This is a genomic window from Pseudomonas sp. P1_C12 (assembly GCF_056406435.1).
This window is the reverse complement of the sequence record NZ_JBFUAE010000001.1, coordinates 615665-634813: the sequence shown is the minus strand read 5'-3', so window position 1 is coordinate 634813 and position 19149 is coordinate 615665. Positions and strand designations below refer to the sequence as shown.

15 protein-coding genes and 2 pseudogenes are annotated in these 19149 nt (G+C 58.8%); 6 read left to right on the top strand and 11 right to left on the bottom strand.

Features of this window, described 5'->3' with window-relative positions; translation table 11 throughout:
- Positions 1-15: 15 nt before the first annotated feature.
- The gene (locus AC1D19_RS02880) at positions 16-474 is read right to left on the bottom strand and encodes an REP-associated tyrosine transposase (protein WP_477762315.1); all 459 of its coding nucleotides are present in this window, start codon (positions 472-474) and stop codon (positions 16-18) included.
- A gap of 220 nt (positions 475-694) precedes the next feature.
- On the opposite strand from AC1D19_RS02880, the gene AC1D19_RS02875 reads away from it, so the two are divergent.
- On the top strand, positions 695-1816 hold the full coding sequence (locus tag AC1D19_RS02875) for a helix-turn-helix transcriptional regulator (RefSeq protein WP_477762314.1): 1122 nt from the start codon (positions 695-697) through the stop codon (positions 1814-1816).
- Positions 1817-2179: 363 nt separating this feature from the next.
- Here the strand turns inward: AC1D19_RS02875 and AC1D19_RS02870 are convergent, their stop codons facing one another.
- On the bottom strand, positions 2180-2428 hold the full coding sequence (locus AC1D19_RS02870; protein ID WP_477762313.1) for a hypothetical protein: 249 nt from the start codon (positions 2426-2428) through the stop codon (positions 2180-2182).
- 22 nt (positions 2429-2450) lie between these two features.
- On the opposite strand from AC1D19_RS02870, the gene AC1D19_RS02865 reads away from it, so the two are divergent.
- The gene (locus AC1D19_RS02865) at positions 2451-5009 is read left to right on the top strand and encodes a hypothetical protein (protein WP_477762312.1); all 2559 of its coding nucleotides are present in this window, start codon (positions 2451-2453) and stop codon (positions 5007-5009) included.
- Positions 5010-5381: 372 nt separating this feature from the next.
- Here the strand turns inward: AC1D19_RS02865 and AC1D19_RS02860 are convergent.
- A pseudogene (locus AC1D19_RS02860) lies at positions 5382-5836 on the bottom strand (IS66 family transposase zinc-finger binding domain-containing protein); the annotation flags it as partial.
- Between the two features lie 188 nt (positions 5837-6024).
- Positions 6025-6345, bottom strand: a pseudogene (locus AC1D19_RS02855) (SDR family NAD(P)-dependent oxidoreductase); the annotation flags it as partial.
- Positions 6346-6486: 141 nt separating this feature from the next.
- Between AC1D19_RS02855 and AC1D19_RS02850 the strand changes: the two are divergent.
- On the top strand, positions 6487-8160 hold the full coding sequence (locus tag AC1D19_RS02850) for a hypothetical protein (protein WP_477762311.1): 1674 nt from the start codon (positions 6487-6489) through the stop codon (positions 8158-8160).
- Positions 8161-8332: 172 nt separating this feature from the next.
- On the opposite strand, the gene AC1D19_RS02845 is transcribed toward AC1D19_RS02850, so the two are convergent.
- The 5 genes from AC1D19_RS02845 to AC1D19_RS02825 form a co-directional block, all read right to left on the bottom strand.
- A complete protein-coding gene (locus AC1D19_RS02845) occupies positions 8333-9100 on the bottom strand; it encodes an SDR family oxidoreductase (protein WP_477762310.1) in 768 nt (255 codons plus the stop codon).
- Between the two features lie 168 nt (positions 9101-9268).
- Complete coding sequence (locus tag AC1D19_RS02840; protein ID WP_477762309.1) at positions 9269-10336, bottom strand: phosphotransferase family protein; 1068 nt, start codon at positions 10334-10336, stop codon at positions 9269-9271.
- A gap of 144 nt (positions 10337-10480) precedes the next feature.
- Positions 10481-11446, bottom strand: coding sequence for a 2-hydroxyacid dehydrogenase (locus AC1D19_RS02835; protein WP_477762308.1), 966 nt, complete (start codon positions 11444-11446; stop codon positions 10481-10483).
- Positions 11437-12078, bottom strand: a complete 642-nt coding sequence (locus AC1D19_RS02830) for a TetR/AcrR family transcriptional regulator (protein ID WP_477762307.1) — start codon at positions 12076-12078, stop codon at positions 11437-11439. The genes AC1D19_RS02835 and AC1D19_RS02830 overlap by 10 nt, the downstream gene beginning before the upstream one ends.
- A 29-nt stretch (positions 12079-12107) precedes the next feature.
- Positions 12108-12491 carry a tautomerase family protein gene (locus AC1D19_RS02825; RefSeq protein WP_477762306.1) on the bottom strand — a complete coding sequence of 128 codons (384 nt, stop codon included), beginning with the start codon at positions 12489-12491 and terminating at the stop codon, positions 12108-12110.
- 377 nt (positions 12492-12868) lie between these two features.
- On the opposite strand from AC1D19_RS02825, the gene AC1D19_RS02820 reads away from it, so the two are divergent.
- From AC1D19_RS02820 to AC1D19_RS02810, 3 genes are all read left to right on the top strand, one after another.
- A complete protein-coding gene (locus tag AC1D19_RS02820; RefSeq protein ID WP_477762305.1) occupies positions 12869-14149 on the top strand; it encodes a serine/threonine transporter in 1281 nt (426 codons plus the stop codon).
- Positions 14150-14301: 152 nt separating this feature from the next.
- Positions 14302-15954 (top strand): SulP family inorganic anion transporter, encoded by a 1653-nt coding sequence (locus AC1D19_RS02815; RefSeq protein WP_477762304.1) that lies wholly within the window; start codon positions 14302-14304, stop codon positions 15952-15954.
- Between the two features lie 362 nt (positions 15955-16316).
- Positions 16317-17354, top strand: coding sequence for a GGDEF domain-containing protein (locus tag AC1D19_RS02810; RefSeq protein WP_477753279.1), 1038 nt, complete (start codon positions 16317-16319; stop codon positions 17352-17354).
- Here AC1D19_RS02810 and AC1D19_RS02805 read toward each other — a convergent pair.
- Together AC1D19_RS02805 and AC1D19_RS02800 are read right to left on the bottom strand one after the other, a co-directional pair.
- Positions 17351-17710: a cupin domain-containing protein gene (locus AC1D19_RS02805; protein ID WP_223550377.1), complete on the bottom strand. Its 360-nt coding sequence runs from the start codon at positions 17708-17710 to the stop codon at positions 17351-17353. The two genes, AC1D19_RS02810 and AC1D19_RS02805, sit on opposite strands and share 4 nt — an antisense overlap.
- 13 nt (positions 17711-17723) lie before the next feature.
- The gene (locus tag AC1D19_RS02800; RefSeq protein WP_477762303.1) at positions 17724-19121 is read right to left on the bottom strand and encodes an NAD(P)/FAD-dependent oxidoreductase; all 1398 of its coding nucleotides are present in this window, start codon (positions 19119-19121) and stop codon (positions 17724-17726) included.
- Between the last annotated feature and the right edge of the window lie 28 nt (positions 19122-19149).

Below are 19149 nucleotides of genomic sequence, written 5' to 3'. Positions count from 1 at the left end.
TTTTGATCTTGATCTTCAAACCCAAATGGCATCCCACAGCGAGTAATCGCCAATGCGCTTCACCAACCCCGCACGCAACGGATTCATGACGATGTAGCGGGCAGCGTCCTTGATGTCTTCTTCCCGGCGCAAAGCACGGTCGTAGTAACCACGCTGCCACAGACGGCCCATATCACCACGCACAAGATTGATCGAGCGGCTGCTTCTGGATTTGATTCGGAACATCAGCTCGGCCAACGTGCCGTGCTTCAATTCCATCAACCAATGCAGATGATCCGGCATGACAACCCAGGCCATGGAGGTCACTAGCGATGCTTCATCGGCACAACGTAGTTGATCGACCAGAAGCCGTCCAATCCGCCAATCTGCGAACACCGGCTCTCGTCGATGGGCGACAGCGGTCAGTAGATAAATACGACCTGATTCCGAAAATCGAGCGTTGCGCAGGCGACATCCATTTGCAGCGACAGGCATTCCTTGCCCTCCTTGAAATGTATTGACAGATGAACGTTAGCCGTTAGCGTGGACGCCATGGTTGAAAGCATTTGCGAAATATTTCAAATACGCCAAAAAAATCGCGTGCTTACGCGGCCCGAACCTTCGGCAGCTCCTACATCTGCACGATCATGAACGCCCGCGGTCGTAATCTTCACAGGCCGGCGCATGACTGCGCCGCCGCACGCGGGGAGATCCTATGAGCCAGGACGTCCTGACCACTGAAACCAATCGCCGTCAGTTGCAGCAAATCATCGCCGGCCTGTCCGACGGGGTGATTCTGCTGGACCCCGACCAGAGCATCCTGTGGGCCAACGAGGCGGCGCTGGCTATGCACGGTGTCTCGCAAGTCAGCGAACTGGGTGCCAACGCCGAGGCGTATGCCAAACGCTTCGCCTTGCGCCATCGCAACAATCATGGGGTGCCAGCCGACAGCTATCCGATCAACCGGGTGGCCCGTGGCGAGACGTTCAGCGATGTGCTGGTGGAGGTGACCTCGGCGGCGGACGAAGAGCGTACCTGGGTCCATCGCGTGCGCGGCCTGGTATTGACCGACAGCCATGGCGAGCCGGAATCGCTGGTATTGATCATGGACGATGTCACCGACCGGGTCAGCGCCGAGCAACGTTTCGCTTGCGCGTTTCGCCTGTCCCCGGTGCCGATTCTATTGTGCTACGCGGCTGATCAACGGGTGCTGGACGTCAACGAAGCGTTCCTCGATACCCTCGGTTATCCCCGTGAGGAAGTGCTTGGGATCAGCATTGCGCAGATCGATTTCATCGACGACAAAAACGCGCGCATCTGGCTGTTCGCCGCGCTGGAGAAAACCGGCAGCCTGGACCGCATCGATGTGCGCGTGCGCAGAAAAGACGCCGGGCTGATCGATTGCACCGTGTCGGCGGACACTGTGAACATTCAAGACAACCCCTGCTATCTGCTGGTGCTGGTGGACATCACCGAGCGCAGGCGCACCGAGCTGGAACTGGTGTCGGCCATCGAGGAAGCGATGAAGGACGCCTCATGGTTCAGCCGCACGCTGATCGAAAAACTGGCCAAGGTGAAGAACGTCAATTCACCGAAGTTGCCCAGCGTGTCCTTCACCGACCTGACTGCCCGTGAGCGCGAAGTGCTGGGCCTGATATGCGAAGGCCGGGCCGACAAGGAAATCGCCGCGCGCCTGAAACTCGCGCCGAATACAGTGCGTAACCATGTGGCGGCGGTGTATTCCAAACTCAATGTGCACAGCCGCAATGAAGCGATTGTCTGGGCGCGGGAGCGGGGACTGTTCTCCAGCGAATGGCGGCCCAAGGGGCAACGGTAAGGTGCAAATGCCACCGGCCGGGCCATAAGTGATTCGCGGATATTTATTTTTGTGACAGGCGTGTGGATTTTACACGCCGGTTCTGTTGTCACAAAAATGTGTCGATCACTTATCGCGGGTCAACCGATGAAAACTCTTGGGAAACGCGTTATCTCACCTTTGTCGCTGGCATTGTGCGTGGCGATTCTCGGCGGCTGTGCCAGTCCGCCACCCCCTCCAACAGTCACTCCACCACCTCCTGAACGTACCTGCCAGGCCATGGATAAAACCGATGTCCTCGGTGATGTACGGGGCGAAGACGGGGAGGTGACCCGAGTCACCACCACGACTCGCTGCGTGACGCAGTAAACCCCAGCGCGGCCTTCAGTCGGCCCGTGTTGAGGAAATCGAAGGCGCGAACCGCGCGATGCGCGGATGCTGCCGCCGCTCGTGCGTGCCGTCGTGTTGGTCATTGCGAGTGCTGTCGGTGCAGTTCGGCTGGCAGTTGCCGAAAGCCATCGGTCTTTTGAAGCGCTTCTTTATCGCAAATGGTTCTAGAGAAACTGTCAACTCTGACAGTTTCTGGCGTACCGATTTTTCCTGATAGTTGAATGACCATCCCTGATCATTCACTTGCCAGCATCGAGAGCCCGCCATGACCATCGAATTTAAAGCCGGAGCCACAGGAAACGAACCCGTGTACATCTGTCACGGAGCTGAACATGACTTCAAGATTGCGGCCGGGTCGGATAGCCCGTGGGTGAATCAGGGAGTGAGTTTCAATCAGGTTCAGGGGGAGTCCTCACCGATCACTACCGATCCTGAGTTGGGCCAGTATCAGAAGTTTCTGGCGGCGGGCACTGAGTGGAAGTTGAATTGCCCGGCGAATGGAACGGACATCGATTTCAATCTTCAGCTGCAAAGTGAATTTACCGCCGCGCCTTGTAAAGTCGCATTGAAATTGGGCGACTATCGGCGAGCCATTCTCAGTAAACGTGACCCGATCAGCGCTCCGGTGGTGGGGGACAAAGTGGCCGCGGAGGTTCAAATCGGTTCATTTTATACAGGCAAGGAAGTGGAGGGCGTTGAGGTCGAGTGGTACTACGGCGGGGAGATTGTGCAGAAGGTGCCGACTACCGGTCGGGGGTGGAGCAAGTTCGAACATGCCGTCACCACCGTGGGTGAGCATACGATGACTGCAAAGGTTCACAGCCCTTATGACGACACAACGGTAGAGCAGAGTTTTACGATCAATGTGTATGCGGAGAGCCCTTGGGAACAAGCCACATTGTTGATTAACGGCAAGAAAGTGGAATGGGGGGCGGAGCTCGTTTTGCTCCGTGGGCAGGAGAACGATGTGACGGTGGAGGCTCCACCCGCGATCGCCAGGGCGATCAATCTGGGCCTGGCTGAGGGTGGCGGTTTGAACATCGTCGCATCGCCGAATTTTGACGAGTGGGTGGCTCCCGTCGATGACCGGTTCAATTGGAAGATTACGTCGGACGCTGGCAAGAGCGGTGTTATCACCCTGGCGTTTTACAGCAGGGAAGTGGAGGCGTCGTGGGAGCATCGAAGCCTGGTGATTTCGAGCAACCTGGCGGATGAAGTGGATCAGGTCCTGGTGGGCGGTGTTGCTTCCCCGGCCGCCGGTGCCGTGTTTTTCAGGAATGAGCCGCAGACCGTCACCCTGACCTACAAGCCAGGCAGCCCCCTGCAAGACTATCCGTTGGAGCTGACAGGCACGCCGCTCACTGGCGTGCAACCTGGCAATCTGACGGTCACCGCGTCAGGCAAGAATACCTGGGCAGTCAAATCCCATACCAACAGCGGCACGTTCAAACTGGAGTTGAACGGTGCGGACATGACTACTGGCATTACGCTGCCCGTGTGCAAGGTAATGTCGCGGTACCTGACGGAAGAGGCGGACGTCAAGATCAATGGCGTAGCGGTTCCTCCCGGTGGCAATGTATTTTTCAGGGGACAGGCACAGGTCGTTACGCTGACGCCCAAACCTGGCAGTCCGATCGCCGGGCATCGGGTGAAGCTGATGTGCGAGGTTAAAAGTGGCCTTGATGCGGTCAATGTGGTGAGTGCGCCTGCATTTGGCAGTGAGCAAACAACTCATAGCTGGCGCGTCACCGGCTCGACCAAAAGCGGAACCTTCCAGCTGAGTCTTGCGGGCAGGGACATGACCCGCCCGATCACGGTGGCGGTGAGCAAGTTGCTGTCGACCAACCTGGCCGACGAAGCCGAAGTCAAGATCAATGGCGTGGCGGTTCCTCCTGATGGCAATCAGTTTTTCTGGGGGCAAGCCCAAGCCGTTACGCTGACGCCCAAACCTGGCAGTCCGCTCCCCGGGTATCCGGTAACGCTGACCTGCACGATCATAAGCGGCCTTGATCCGGACGATGTGGTGAGTGTGCCTGCATTTGCTAGCGCGCAAACCACTCCTCATCGTTGGGACGTCACTGGCTCGGCCAACAAGGGAACGTTCCAGCTGCGTCTCGCGGGCAAGGACATGACCAACCCGATCACTGTGGCAGTGAGCAGGTTGTCGTCTCGCAACCTGTATGATGAGGTGACACCTGTAATTGACGGCAGACTGTGGCCAGAAACACACCATGCAACGTTCCAAGGAAGTACAACTTATACAGTTACTTTGAATTACAAGAGCGGGGAAGTGTGGAGGGATGTTCCCTTGGCCCTTGATGCGGTTCTTGAATCGGGCCTTGAAGATGGTGATATTGTTTGCCAACCGCCTTTTCGCCAATTATCCGCGAAGCATGAATGGAAGTTCATAGGCGCGAGGCGTAAACAGGGCGCATTCAAGCTAAAGCTATTCAATGCTACAGAAACGGTGATGCTCCTAACGGCGGCTAACTTTATGGCTATGCGACATGATCTTGATGTTTACTACAACGGAGAGCTACGGTCTGGATTATTTATTGACATCAAAAAAGGTACCCGATTGCCACTGACTTTCAAGTTAAAGCCGGATATTTCCACCAGTGCCCCCCTCGAATTAAGTGGGGGGGTATATTGGGAAATGTATATGAATTCTTCGCCACCAATTGTCAGTTCTCAACCCATAACAGCCAACGGTGTAACAATGATTGTATCCCTCAAAGAGAATGTTTATGTTGGTACTCATTTTATACTGAACGCAAGCGTTGATGATATGAGCGTGACGGCGAGTTTTCGTGTAATTGAATGAGGGAAGGGGGTAGTGAAGATTTATTTAATCAATTCACGAATGAGATTAAACACATTGCTGGATTGCGAATATCGCATCGAGCGCGAGGCAGGCCTGCGAAACAACCCGAATAGAAGCACTAGTGGACGACTAAATAGATCCGATTAAATAGGAAGGGGACACCCATTAGAAGGTCTCGATTCAAGGTTAAAAGCCACTATACCCTGCAGTTTTTTACTGCAGGGTTTTCCTCAATCCTAACCTGCTTGGTTGCCCCCGCCCAAAAAAAAACAGGAACTTCCACCTGGTTGCATTTGTTAACTTTCCGTCCCTTCCGTCCCTTCCGTCGTTTGCATGGGTTATATACCCATGAATGATTGGCGCTGCGCAGGGCAGCATGGCCAACACGCTGGGGCTGGCCATGCTTTTTCCATCAGTTGGGCAGGCTTGTCAGATGTGATCGGTGCGGTTTCACAGCGCCGGCAACCGTAGACCTTGCGGATGTGCCTGATGACACGGATCTGCATCGGCACAATGTCCAACTGCTCGCTGGTCTCTTCGCCGATGGCGTATTTGCGGCAACCGCAGGCACAGGTCAGTTCGTGTTCGGGCAGTTCGAGGATGACTTCGATACGCGGCAGATCGGCCGACAACGGCTTGCGCTTGCCACGGCGCGGTGTCGGCGCAACGGCTTCTTCGTCAGGGTTATCAACGAGCGGCATCGGTTCGCTTTCGGGCTCGTTGAGCAGCGCCAGTTGCGGCGTATTGGGCTCGACGGTCTGTTCGGACTTGCGCCCGAGCAAGCGGTCGCGCAGCAACTCGATCTGTTCTTTCTGGTCGACGATGTTTGATGTCCAGCTCGACCAGAGCGGCGAGGCCATCGATGGGTTTTCGGAAGTCCATGGGCTTGGGATAGAGATACACTTTTTCGACTTTGGCGTCGGGACGCATCTGACGGACTGGCTCCAGAAAGGATCGGGAGCACAGCATCAGATTTCAACTGGAGGCTTTGAATGTGTAGGTGATGGATCGCTTACGGTGAAACACCGTTGATCGAGGCCACGTTGATGATGCTGCCGCCACCGTTTTCGCGCATCAGCTTGCAGGCTTCGACCGACATGAAGAAGTAGCCGCGGATGTTCACGTCGACGGTTTTCTGGAAGGCGCTGAGGTCGGTGTCCAGCACGTTGCAGAACGGCGGGTTGGTCGCGGCGTTGTTGACCAGAATGTCGAGGTTGCCGAACTGTTCCTTGATCCCGGCGAAGACCTGGCTGATCAGTTCCATTTCGCCGATGTGGCAGGCACTGAATGCGAGAGTGATCCCGCTGTTGAGTGGAGTACTGATTTCATTCTCTATATGACTTTTGATACGAGAGTTTGGGTTTTTATCGCACCATGTTCTAGCTGACCTGTCAGTTATGACAGTTTCCAGCGTGCCGATTTTTCCTGATAGTTAACGGACTGTTTTTATGTCCATCGCTGAAAAGGAATCGTCGTCATGACCGCCGAACTAAACGCTGCAACCGTTGCAGAAAGCCCTTGGGAACAAGCCACATTGTTGATCAACGGCAAGAAAGTGGAATGGGGGGCGGAGCTCGTTTTACTCCGTGGGCAGGAGAACGATGTGACGGTGGAGGTTCCACCCGAAATCGCCAGGGAGCTCAATCTGGGGCTGGTTGAGGGTGGCGGTTTGAACATCGTAGCATTGCCAAATTTTGGCGATTGGGTGTCTCCCGTCGATGGCCGGTTCAAGTGGAAGATTACGCCGGACGCTGGCAAGAGCGGTCGTATCACCCTGAGTTTTTATAGCCGGGAAGTGCTGGTGTCGTGGGACCATCGAAGCCTGGTGATTTCGAACAACCTGGCCGATGAGGCCGACGTGAAAATTGGCGGCGTCGCCGTGCCCGCCGGAGGTAATTGGTTTTACCGCGGTAAGGCGCAAACGGTTACGTTGACCCCCAAATCAGGCAGCCCGCTGGCCGGTCTTCCAGTCACGCTGAGCTGTACCATCAAAAGCGGCCTGGTTGCCGCCAATGTGGTGAGTGCACCAGTCTTCGGCAGTGAGCAAACCACGTATAGCTGGGCGGTGACGGGGAACACAAAAAGCGGAACGTTCCAGCTGGCATTGGCGGGCAAGGGCATGACCACGCCGATTACCTTGTCGATCAGCAAGCTTGTATCGACCAACCTGGCCGATGAGGCCGACGTTAAAATCGCCAATCTGCCGGTTCCAGCGACGGGTAACGTGTTCTACAGGGGAGCGGCCCAGACCCTGATCATCACGCCCAAAGCCGGCAGCCCGCTGGCCGGTCTTCCGGTCACGCTGAGCTGTACCATCAAAAGCGGCCTGGATGCCGCCAACGTGGTGAGTGCACCAGCCTTCGGCAGTGAGCAAACCACGTATAGCTGGGCGGTGACGGGGAACACCAAAAGCGGAACGTTCCAATTGGCGTTGGCGGGCAAGGGCATGACCACGCCGATCAGCGTGGCGGTGAGCAAGTTGCTGTCGACCAACCTGGCTGATGAGGCGACAGTTTTGTTGGACGGCGTTGCGATACCGGCAAACGGGGCGGATTTCGTCGGGGGGGAAACCAAAACACTCACTTTGGGTTACAAGAACGCAGAAGTGTTGAAGGGCGTTCCCTTGGCCCTTGACTGGGTTCCTGATAGCCCTCTTGTACATGGCGATCTTGCCAGTCAGCCGCCTCTTCGCCAACTATCCACAACGCACGAGTGGGCGCTCACAGGCGCAGCGAAGAATGGAACGTTCAAGTTGAAGTTGTTTAGCGCGGGAGAGGCGGCGGCGCTTCTTACGCCGATTAACAGATTATTGGAAGGGGTTTATAAGCTGAGGTTCATGAGGAAGCGTGGGGATGGAGATGGGGGTAGTGAATTCGTGGAGCTACCTGTTCCCCCAGCCGTGGTGAAAATCCCGATGGGTGTTTATTTCACGCATGTTCGGGTTACCGGACCGGACAACTCCCCCATAGCGGGTGTTTCAGTGACGGTTGATTGCTCCGCCACTTCGCCAACAACGGGCATAACTAATGCCGCCGGGATCATGTATGGCACAGTAGGATTTGGCGTTGGTGAGTATGACCTATTAGCAGTATCGACACTGGATGGAAAACCGTACACGGCATCGTTACGTTTGGATGTGCAGAATTGGTAATTTAGATGCATTTTCGGAAAAAGGATAAGCACCAAATTTTGTAGGATTATTGAGGCTGGAGGTGTATTAGGCACTGGAAAATATCGACCCACCGGATTCACCTATGTAATTGATCGACGGCAAATAACAAAAGGCAGTCAGAGACTGCCTTTTGTTCATCCAGTGTCCCCGTTCAGGACAAGAACCCCCCATCCACATTCAACGAAACCCCAGTCGTATAACTCGAAGCATCACTCGCCAAATAAAGCACTGCCCCCGCCATTTCGCTTGGATCCGCCACCCGCTTCAGCGGAATCTGCTGTAAAGCACTGTTCAGAATGGCTTCGTTCTTCACCAGTGCCGAAGCGAACTTGGTATCCGTCAACCCCGGCAACAACGCATTGCAACGAATCCCGAACTGCGCACACTCCTTGGCAAACACCTTGGTCATGTTGATCACCGCCGCCTTGGTCACCGAATAGATGCCCTGGAAGATCCCCGGCGAAACACCGTTGATCGACGCCACGTTGATGATGCTGCCGCCACCGTTTTCGCGCATCAGCTTGCCGGCTTCGACCGACATGAAGAAGTAGCCGCGGATGTTCACGTCGACGGTTTTCTGGAAGGCGCTGAGGTCGGTGTCCAGCACGTTGCAGAACTGCGGGTTGGTCGCGGCGTTGTTGACCAGGATGTCGAGGCGGCCGAACTGTTCGCGGATCCCGGCGAAGACCTGGCTGATCTGTTCCATTTCGCCGATGTGGCAGGCGATGGCGGTGGCCTTGCCGCCGGCGGCGATGATCGCGTCGGCGACGTGTTGGCAGCCTTCGAGTTTGCGGCTCGAGACGATCACGTGGGCGCCTTGCTGGGCCAACAGTTTGGCGATGGCTTCACCGATGCCACGGCTGGCGCCGGAGACGAAAGCGATCTTGCCGTCGAGGTCGAACAACTGGGTCTTGGACATGGGATTCCCTTATAAAAAGTCTTGTTATTGAGTCAAATGCCGGGGTGTGGCTAATGCTGTTCAGTAGGGGCGAATTTACTCCGAGGGCGCTGCGTTTTGGCCAGTAGATGCGCGTCATCGTTAACGACCTTCGCGAGCAAGCTCGCTCCTACAAGGGATCGCGTACGGTCAGAGGCTGGATTTGTTGATGACCTGCAAGCTCATTTGCTCCAGCAGCTTGTTCATGTGAATGAACTGCGCGAAGCGTTTGTCCTGGGTCTGGCCGTGGTAGAAGCGGTAGTAGATCTGCTGCACGATGCCGGCCAGACGGAACAGGCCGTAGGTGTAGTAGAAGTCGAAATTGTCGATGCGGATGCCCGAGCGTTCGGCGTAGTAATCGACGAACTCGCGGCGGGTCAACATGCCCGGCGCGTGGCTTGGCTGGCGGCGCATCATCTGCACCGGCGCCGGATCATCGGCTTCGATCCAGTAGGCGAGGGTGTTGCCCAGGTCCATCAGCGGATCGCCCAGGGTGGTCAGTTCCCAGTCGAGCACGCCGATGATCTGCATCGGGTTGTTCGGGTCGAGGATCACGTTGTCGAAGCGGTAGTCGTTGTGCACGATGCTGGAGACCGGATGGTCGGCCGGCATCTTGTCGTTGAGCCAGGCTTTCACCGTTTGCCATTGTGGCGCATCGGGGGTCAGGGCTTTTTCGTAGCGATCGCTCCAGCCTTTGATTTGCCGCGCCACGTAACCTTCGGGTTTGCCCAGATCGCCCAGGCCGTAGGCGTTGTAGTCGACTCGATGCAATTCCACGAATTTGTCGATGAAGCTCTTGCACAAGGCTTCGGTTTTCGCCGGATCCAGGCCCAGTTCCGGCGGCAGGTCCGAGCGCAGGATGATGCCGTTGACCCGTTCCATGACATAGAACTCGGCACCGATCACCGATTCGTCGGTGCAGTGCACATAGGCTTTCGGGCAGTACGGAAAGCCGTCGCGCAGTTGATTGAGGATGCGGAATTCACGGCCCATGTCGTGGGCCGACTTGGCCTTGTGGCCAAAGGGCGGGCGACGCAGGACGAATTCCTGTTCGGGGTATTCCAGCAAGTAGGTGAGGTTGGAAGCGCCGCCCGGAAACTGGCTGATCTGCGGCAAACCGCTGAGCCCCGGAATATGGGCCTTGAGGTATGGATCGATCAGGCTGGCATCGAGCTCTTCGCCGGTGCGGATACGGGTGGACTGGTCATTAAGCGCCATGCTTATCCCTTCTGCTTATTCTGGAGGCCTGAAACTATTGGCTAATCTAATGCGCGCACGGCGCACCCACAACCGCGAACGGCTCTTATAGGTGAGCGTGTTGCCGGCCAATCATTGTTTTTGATACAGATGTTTGAATCGCCGTCACTGGGCGACCTGGCTCATGGTGGGTGGCAAGTCGATCGGCGTCAGTACCGGTTGATTGGAGAAAAACGCCACGAGGTTCTTGCCCACCAGTTCGACGGTGCCTTGGGTGGCTTCCGGGGACAGCCCGGCGACATGGGGCGTGAGGATCACGTTGCTCAGGGTCTTGAGCACATCCGGCACCTTCGGTTCGGCGTCGAACACATCCAGCGCGGCACCGGCGATCCGGCGGTGCTCCAGGGCGCTGATCAGGTCAGCGGTGGCAATCACGCTGGCCCGGGCGATATTGACGATAAACCCCTTGGGGCCCAACGCGTCGAGCACCTGGCGATTGATCAGGTGCCTGGTGGCCGGGCCGCCGGGCGTGGCGACGATCAGGAAGTCCGAGGTGCGCGCCAGTTCGGTCGGGGTCGAGTAGAAGGTGTAGGGCACATCGCTGCGAAGCTGGCGATTGTGGTAACCAATGGTCATGTCGAAACCGGCGCTGGCGCGTTTGGCGATGGCCATGCCGACCGCGCCGAGGCCTAGGATGCCCAGGCGTTTGCCGGCGAGGGAAGGGCGCATGATCTTCGGCCACTCGCCGCGCCGTACGGCGGCATCACAGCGGGGTATGTCGCGCACCAGCGACAGCAGCAGCGCCATGGCATGGTCGGCGACGGACGAGGCGTTGACCCCGGCGCCATTGGTGACGGTGATGCCCCGGTCGGCAGCGGCTTGCAGGTCGACGTGTTCATAGCCGGCACCGATCACGCAGATGATCTTGAGGTTGGGCAGCGCGGCGATTTCATCGGCATACAGCCCCAATGGGCCACGGGTGAGGACGGCGTCGATCTGTCCGGCGTGCCGGTCGATGGCTTCGGCGCGCTCGGCGGGTGTCGGGGCCAGAATCAGATGGAAGCCCTGATGCTCGAGGATGGGCAGGTAATCATTGATGGTTTCAACCAGTACCAGAACGGTTACGGGCATGTTTGGCTCCCTGTGGGCATCGAAAATTCGGCTTGAACGTCGCTTTGTTTCGACGACATGAGGGTGGCACGGGCGGCTTCGAGAATCTCGTCCGAGAGCGGGTCGCCGCGGGTGGCCCGGGACAGCATCAGCGCACCGAACATCAGCGAGTACTGCACCAGCGCCTGCTGCCGTTTGCCGGCTTCGTCTTCTGTGTCCAGCAGCGAACCGAGGGAATCGAGCAGGTTGTTCAGGCCCTGCAGGTAGGTTTGGCGCAAGCCGCTCTCGGCGGTCTCATGGCACATGTCCCCGGCGAAGGCCACCACCGGGCAGCTGTCGCCCGGATGGTCCCGGCTTTCGCGAGACAGGTACAGTCCGACCACGGCGCGGCGGGCGGCGTCCTTGCTGTCATGCTCGGCCACCCGCGCTTGCCAGCGCTGCGCGGACTGCTCGAAGGCCCTGCCGCTGGCCTCTTGCGCCAGGGCTTCCCTGGAGTCGAAGTGCCCGTAGAAGCCGCCGTGGGTCAGGCCCGCGGCAGCCATCACATCGACCACACTGATCCCGTGCAAACCGCGTTCGCGAAACAGCCGTGTGGCGGCTTCGACTATGGTCTCGCGGTTGAGGTCGGCTTGTTTGCGGGAAACTCGGGGCATGGGGCATTCTCGGGGTTGCAGGTTGAGTATCAGAGGGCGTATTGGGCAATCCCGTTGCCGAACGACCAGTTCTCTTTTTTCACTTCCACCAGATTAATGAAAACGTCCTCCAGACGCACCGCGAGCTCTGCATGAAGGCTCTCGGCAATGGTTTTGTAGAGGAGTTTTTTCTGCTCGACGGTCCGGCCTTCGCTCATGGTGATCTGGATCACCACCAACTGGTCCGTGCGGTTGATGCCCAGATAACCGGGATCAAAGATGAAATGCTGCGTATCGTGTTCGGCGAGTATCTGGAAATTATCGTTCTCCGGCACGCCGATGGTGTTGTGCATGGCGGCATAGATCAGTTGGCCGATGCGCTTGGCGTAGTTGGGGTCCTGATGTTTTTTGATGTCGACGCGAACCAGTGGCATGGGAAGACTCCGGAGGATACAGGTCAATTAAAAATACATTACGCTAGACCTTTATCAAGTGCGGATTGCACTCAGACGATCAAGAGCAAGTGTCGAAATCACCGCATACCCTTGTAGGAGCCGGCTTGCCGGCGAAGGCGACCTCAAGCCGTGTGCCGAACTTTGGGACGCCTTCGCTGGCAAGCCAGCTCCTGCAAATCGGGTTTCGTACAGGTGAATTTATCGGCGATCTGGCACCACCGTTCCTCACCTAAGTCTTTGCTTCTGCTCACGAATCCTCCAGAATCGCGCCCCTGTTTCGGCCGGACGCCGCCTGTCGGGTATTCCGACGCGTCCAGGCCGGGTGGCAAGTGACCGGAATGTGGAGATCCCACCGGATGAATGATCAGGCCAATAGCGTTAACGAACGCTATGTAGACGCGACACCAGCAACACTGTCGAGCTGGAATCGCCAAGACACCACCTGGATGCTGGGCCTGTTTGGCACGGCGATTGGTGCGGGTACTCTGTTTTTGCCGATCAACGCAGGCCTGGGCGGTTTCTGGCCGCTGCTGATCCTGGCGTTGCTGGCGTTCCCGATGACGTTCTACGCACACCGCGGGCTGACCCGTTTCGTGCTGTCCGGTCGCGAAGGCGCCGACATCACTGAAGTGGTGGAAGAGCATTTCGGTATCAAGGCCGGTGCCCTGATCACCTTGCTTTATTTCTTCGCGATTTTCCCGATCCTGCTGATCTACAGCGTGGCCCTGACCAACACGGTCGGCAGCTTCATGGAACATCAACTGCACATCATGCCGCCACCGCGCGCCGTGCTGTCGCTGGTGCTGATCCTCGGCCTGCTGGCAGTGGTACGTTGCGGTGAGCAATTGATCGTCAAGGCCATGAGCCTGATGGTCTACCCGTTCATCGTTGCGCTGCTGTTCCTGGCGGTGTACCTGGTTCCCCACTGGAACGGCGGCATCCTCGCCACCGCCAGCAGCGTGCCGGCGCCGTCGGCATTGCTGCACACGATGTGGCTGGCGATTCCGGTGATGGTGTTCTCGTTCAACCACTCGCCGATCATCTCGGCGTTCGCCGTGGACCAGAAGCGTCGCTACGGCGAGCACGCCGAGGAGCGCAGCTCGCAGATCCTGTCCCGCGCCCACCTGCTGATGGTGGTGATGGTGCTGTTCTTCGTCTTCAGTTGCGTGCTGACCCTGTCGCCAGCGCAACTGGCTGAAGCCAAGGCGCAGAACCTGTCGATCCTGTCGTACCTGGCCAACCACTTCAGCAATCCGACCATCGCCTTTGCGGCGCCGTTGATTGCCTTCGTGGCCATTTCCAAGTCGTTCCTGGGCCACTACATCGGCGCCAGCGAAGGTCTCAAGGGCTTGATCGTCAAGAGCGGCAAGCGTCCATCCGCCAAGAGCCTGGACCGTATGACCGCCGCGTTCATGCTGGTGGTGTGCTGGATCGTCGCCACGCTGAACCCGAGCATCCTCGGCATGATCGAAACCCTGGGTGGCCCGGTGATTGCGGCGATCCTGTTCCTGATGCCGATGTACGCCATCCGCAAGGTGCCGGCGATGGCACGCTATCGCGGTCAGGCGTCCAACGTCTTCGTGACGGCGGTGGGCCTGGTGGCGATTACGGCGTTGATTTACTCGCTGACTGCCTGACGTTAAAGATCAAGAGATCGGGTTGACCGATACATCGCAGCGGTTCGCGGCCGGTGTAGGAGCTGCCGAAGGCTGCGATCTTTTGATTTTCAGCTACAGTGGCCGCTGCACGTGATACGTGCAGCGGTTTTTTTTCGCCTGGAGACACTGGATTGTCGAGCGCCCCAAACGCTAATCCCACCGAGCAACCCAACCGCTGGCAGGACCTGTTGGCAGGGCTGTCGATTGCCGGCCTGTTGCTGCCCGAAGCGGTCGCCTATTCAAGCATCGCCGCACTGGCGCCCCAGGCCGGGGTGATCGCCTTGTTTGCCGGGTTGCTGTGTTATGGCCTGTTCGGCACCAGCCGATTTGCGATTGTCTCGGCCACTTCATCTTCCGCCGCCGTGCTGGCCGCCGCGACCGCCACCCTGGCCAATGGCGATCCCGGGCTTCGCTCGACCCTGGCCATCGGCCTGGTGCTGGTGACCGGGGTGTTTTTCTTGCTGGCCGGGCTGTTCAAGCTCGGCAGCGTGACGTCGTTCATCGCCAAACCGGTGCTGCGCGGTTTTGCCTTTGGCCTGGCGGCGACCATCATTCTCAAACAGGTCGCCAGCGTGGTCGGCGTGCATTTGACCGAGGCCAACCTGGTGGGTTTTCTGCCGCAATTGCTGGAACAACTGCCGCAATGGAACTGGGCGGCGGCTGGCGTCGGCGCCGTGGCATTGGCCTTGTTATGGCTGTTCGCGCGCTTGCGGCGCCTGCCAGGTGGTTTGTTGGTGGTGGTGATCGGCATTGCGGCGGGGCAGTGGCTGGACCTGCCGGCTTATGGCGTGAAGCTTATCGGCGTGATCGACCTGAGCCTGGAGGTGCCGAAATTGCCGGTACTGCCGTTTGCCGACTGGCTGCGTCTCGGTGAATTGGCGTTCGCCATGGTGATGATTCTGTATGCGGAGTCTTATGGCTCGATCAGTGCCTATGCGCTCAAGCACGGTGATCGCGTCACCTCGAACCGCGACCTGCTTGCGCTGGGGGCATCCAACCTGTTGTCCGGCCTGTTCCACGGCATGCCGGCGGGGGCAGGGTATTCGGCAACGTCGGCCAATGAGGCGGCGGGTGCTACTTCGCGCCTGGCCGGTGTAGTGGCGGCGCTGGTGGTGCTGATCATTGTCGTGACGGTTCTGCCTTACATCGCCCTGACCCCGGAACCGATCCTCGCCGCCATCGTCATCCATGCCCTGGGGCGCGGCTTGAGCCTGCAGCCGCTGGGACGGTATTTCATCTGGCGCCGTGACCGCTTGCTGGTGATCTGCGCCGTGGGTGCGGTGTTGGTGCTGGGGGTGCTGGACGGCTTGCTGGTAGCGGTGGCGATCAGTATGTTGCTGATGCTCAAGCAGATGTCGGCGGCGGATATCCAGATTCTGGGGCGCATCGATGGCGGTCACGACTTTGTCGACCTGCAACGCCACCCAACGGCGCAAGCAGTGTCTGGCGTGATGATTGTGCGGCCGGGGGAAGCGTTGTTCTTTGCCAACGTCGAGCGGATTCTTGGCGGCGCCTTGCGTCTGATCCGGCATTCGCAATCGCCGATTCATACGGTGATTCTCAGTCTTGAGGAATCGCCCGATCTGGATGGCACCAGCATCGAGGCGTTGCAGGAGTTTTTTGTGCGGGTGCGTCAGGAAGGCAAACAGCTGATTCTGGCGCGTCTGAAGGACGACGCACAAACGGCGTTGGCGGCGTTGCCGCAGGTGGAGGTTAGCGGGGTGCTGCTGAGTGGGTTTAGCGTGGATGGAGCGGTGCAGCAAGCCCTCAGGCTGAACAAATGACTGTGCTGGCCTCATCGCGGGCAAGCCCCCCAGTGATTTATGTCGTTCACAAAAACCTGTGGGAGCGGGCTTGCCCGCGAAGGCGGTATGTCGGTCACATCGATGTTGGATGTGCCGCCGTCTTCGTCGGAACGCCGCCCGGAGCAGGCTCGTTCCCACCAAAAGCAGGCTGGCCAATTGCGATACCGCGTACCGTCGGCGCCAGAACATGGCCGGTTTGATGCCGACCAACAGTTGATCGGGCCTGTGGGACAGGCGTACCGGGTTGAAATGATTGTGTGATTCGGGATGGTCGTCTGTCGGGCGTATGGCTATGCTCAGCGAGTTTGCCAATCGCCGATGATAACAACCACAGTGAAACCATGAGCCAATCAGACACGCGTGCGACTGTTCTAGCGCTGTATCCGGAAGACTCCCGCGAGGCAGCGGCGTTGCTCAAGCAGGCAGTGCCGCTGATGGTTCGTCACAACATTGCGCCCAACCCGGTGCACTACGCGCTCTGGTACACCTACAGCAAAGGCCAGGAGCCGGAACTCAATCGGCACCTGGACCGGGTGGTCAGCGACTTCGACTATTTCCCGCCGGAGTCGGCCGCCAAACTGTTTCGCGAGTACATCATCCGCGATGAACTGACGGACGCCCGTTCCGGGCAACAGGAAGCGATCAACCTGGTCGACGACATGGAGCGCGATGTTTCGCGCAGCGTGAAGGGCAATCAGAATTTCCAGGCCAACCTTGGCCAATACCTGAAAATGCTCGAAGAGCCCGCCAGCGAGCACTTGCCGAGCATCCTGGTCCAGCTGCAACAGAGCACCCGGCTGATGCAAGGGCAGCAGGAACACTTCCTCGCCCAGTTACAGTCGGCGCAGCATGAAATCAAAAGCCTGCGCGACAAACTGGAGCGCGCCCAACTGGCCGCGACCCTCGATGGCCTGACCGAATTGCTCAACCGCACCACCTTCAATCGCAAGCTCGAGCAGGCGATGAACAACGCGGCGACCGGCGTGGCCCTGGTGATGCTGGATATCGACCACTTCAAGCACTTCAACGACCAGTACGGCCATCCCTTGGGTGACCGCGTGCTTCAGCATGTCGCCCAGGTGTTGCGAGACTCGCTGCCGGCCGAGGCCATTGCCGCGCGTTACGGTGGTGAAGAATTCTGTGTCGTGCTCAAGGATTGCCCGGATCTGGCGGCCGCCGGTGCTTTTGCCGAGCGCCTGCGCCTGAAAATCCAGGCGCTGCGGGTCAAGGCCCGAGGTACTGACACGGTGCTGGACACCATCACCGCGTCGTTCGGCGTGGCTCATGCTCAACCCGGTGACACGCCGGAAACCCTGCTGACCCGTGCCGACGATGCGCTGTATCAGGCCAAGCGCAGCGGGCGTAATCAGGTACGTTAGCCGAGGATGAAGTAGACCTTGCGCACCGGGGTGAGGTTTTCCCAGGTGCCATTGAACCCGCTGGCTACGACGAAAGAATCACCGGGGCCGAACGTGCGCGCAACGCCCTCGGCATCGGTCAGACGCACCGTGCCTTGCAGAATGTGACACAGCTCATCGTAATCGCACTGACAGCGCTCCCGATGCGGTCCCGCCTCCCAGATGCCGGCCACGGCGTTTTTCCCGGGTGCCACAAAGTGCCGCCAACTTTTGCTGCGATAAGGCGCGTCGACCACGGCCGGGTCGTTGATTTCAGTTTCACGGGGGGCAAGGTCGCTGGCGAAGTCGAGGACATGCCGGGGCAGGGCTGTGGACATGGTGGTCTCCGGATCAGGAATCGAAGCCGATGCCAAAGGCATCGAAGGACTTGAGCAGCCAGTCGCGGTGACCGTCGCGGTCTTCGCGCGCTAGTGAGCGTTGGGCCAGTTTCACCCCGACGTAACGCAAGGGTTCGGGCGGAAAGCGGAATGGCGCCTTGGAGGTCATCAGCAGCTCGGTGCGTTCGGTGCGCTTGCCGGCCAGCAGGTCGAGCATGTTCAGTGCGGCAAAGCGGCTGGCGGACACCCCTTGCCCGGTGAAGCCCAAGGCATAGGCGACGCGGCCCTGGTGCTCGCAACCGGTGAACATCGTGGTGCGTGCGGAGGTGTCGATGATGCCGCCCCAGGCATGGCTGAAACGCACATCGCCCATGGCCGGGAAGGTCTGTTGGAATTGTTCGGCGAGGCGCTGGAAGCTTTGCGGGCGCTGGGTCAGTGCCTCGTCGCGGCGTCCGCCGAAATGGTAGATGGCATCAAAGCCGGCCCAGAGAATGCGGTTGTCGGCGGTCTTGCGCAGGTAGTGGAACCGGTTGCCGGCGTCGGCGATGCCGTAGCGGCCGGTCCAGCCGATGGCTTGCAGCTGCGCATCGCTCAAGGGTTCGCTGACCAGGCTGTAGTCGTAGACCGGGATCACGCTTGATGCCAGATGGCCGAGCAGCGGCGGGGCGATGTTGGTGGCGAGGGCGATTTGCCCGGCGCTGACTTCGCCGTCGGCAGTGCGCAGGCGCAGGCTGTCGTTGCGGGCATCCAGTTGCAGAACCGGGCTGTTTTCGAACAGTTGAATCCCTTGTTCAAGGCAGACGCGGCGCAGTTCGGTGGCCATTTTCGCCGGGTTGAGCAGGGCGTAATTGGGCTCGAACAGGCCCGCCGCATACGCCGGGGAGTCGAGTTTCTGTGCCAGATCGCTGCCTTCCAGCCACTGGCAGTCAATACCGAACTGCGCATAGTTGCGCTGCATCGAGCGCAACCCGTCGATCTGCCACGGTTGGCTGGCGACGTTGAGTTTGCCCTGGCGTTCGAACTCGACGTGCATGCCAAAGCGTTGCAGGTCGGCGGCCAGTTCATCAAGGTTCTGCCGGCCGAGGCGGATCAGTTGCTGTGCTTCATCCGGCCAGCGCTTGAGCGCGTTGGACACCCCATGGGAAATGCTCGGTGCGCAGAAACCGCCATTGCGCCCGCTGGCCTCGCCGCCGCAGCGTCGCGCCTCGATGATCGCGATGCTCAGCCCGGGGTTGCGCTGGCGCGCCAGTAACGCCGTCCACAATCCAGTAAATCCACCACCGACCACTGCCAGGTTGCATTGCACCGTGCCGGTGACGGAAGGTGCAGCGGGCGGTGGGGTGACAGTGTCCTGCCAAAAGGGATGGGGCAGGACATGGTCGAGGGAATCGAGACGCGGTGGGGCATTCATGCTGAAACTCCGGCGGTGTGTCGGGCAG

Coding starts and splice junctions, on each gene's coding strand:
- AC1D19_RS02880 (WP_477762315.1), bottom strand. CDS start 474: ATGCCTGTCGCTGCAAATGGATGTCGCCTGCGCAACGCTCGATTTTCG.
- AC1D19_RS02875 (WP_477762314.1), top strand. CDS start 695: ATGAGCCAGGACGTCCTGACCACTGAAACCAATCGCCGTCAGTTGCAG.
- AC1D19_RS02865 (WP_477762312.1), top strand. CDS start 2,451: ATGACCATCGAATTTAAAGCCGGAGCCACAGGAAACGAACCCGTGTAC.
- AC1D19_RS02850 (WP_477762311.1), top strand. CDS start 6,487: ATGACCGCCGAACTAAACGCTGCAACCGTTGCAGAAAGCCCTTGGGAA.
- AC1D19_RS02845 (WP_477762310.1), bottom strand. CDS start 9,100: ATGTCCAAGACCCAGTTGTTCGACCTCGACGGCAAGATCGCTTTCGTC.
- AC1D19_RS02840 (WP_477762309.1), bottom strand. CDS start 10,336: ATGGCGCTTAATGACCAGTCCACCCGTATCCGCACCGGCGAAGAGCTC.
- AC1D19_RS02835 (WP_477762308.1), bottom strand. CDS start 11,446: ATGCCCGTAACCGTTCTGGTACTGGTTGAAACCATCAATGATTACCTG.
- AC1D19_RS02830 (WP_477762307.1), bottom strand. CDS start 12,078: ATGCCCCGAGTTTCCCGCAAACAAGCCGACCTCAACCGCGAGACCATA.
- AC1D19_RS02825 (WP_477762306.1), bottom strand. CDS start 12,491: ATGCCACTGGTTCGCGTCGACATCAAAAAACATCAGGACCCCAACTAC.
- AC1D19_RS02820 (WP_477762305.1), top strand. CDS start 12,869: ATGAATGATCAGGCCAATAGCGTTAACGAACGCTATGTAGACGCGACA.
- AC1D19_RS02810 (WP_477753279.1), top strand. CDS start 16,317: ATGAGCCAATCAGACACGCGTGCGACTGTTCTAGCGCTGTATCCGGAA.
- AC1D19_RS02805 (WP_223550377.1), bottom strand. CDS start 17,710: ATGTCCACAGCCCTGCCCCGGCATGTCCTCGACTTCGCCAGCGACCTT.
- AC1D19_RS02800 (WP_477762303.1), bottom strand. CDS start 19,121: ATGAATGCCCCACCGCGTCTCGATTCCCTCGACCATGTCCTGCCCCAT.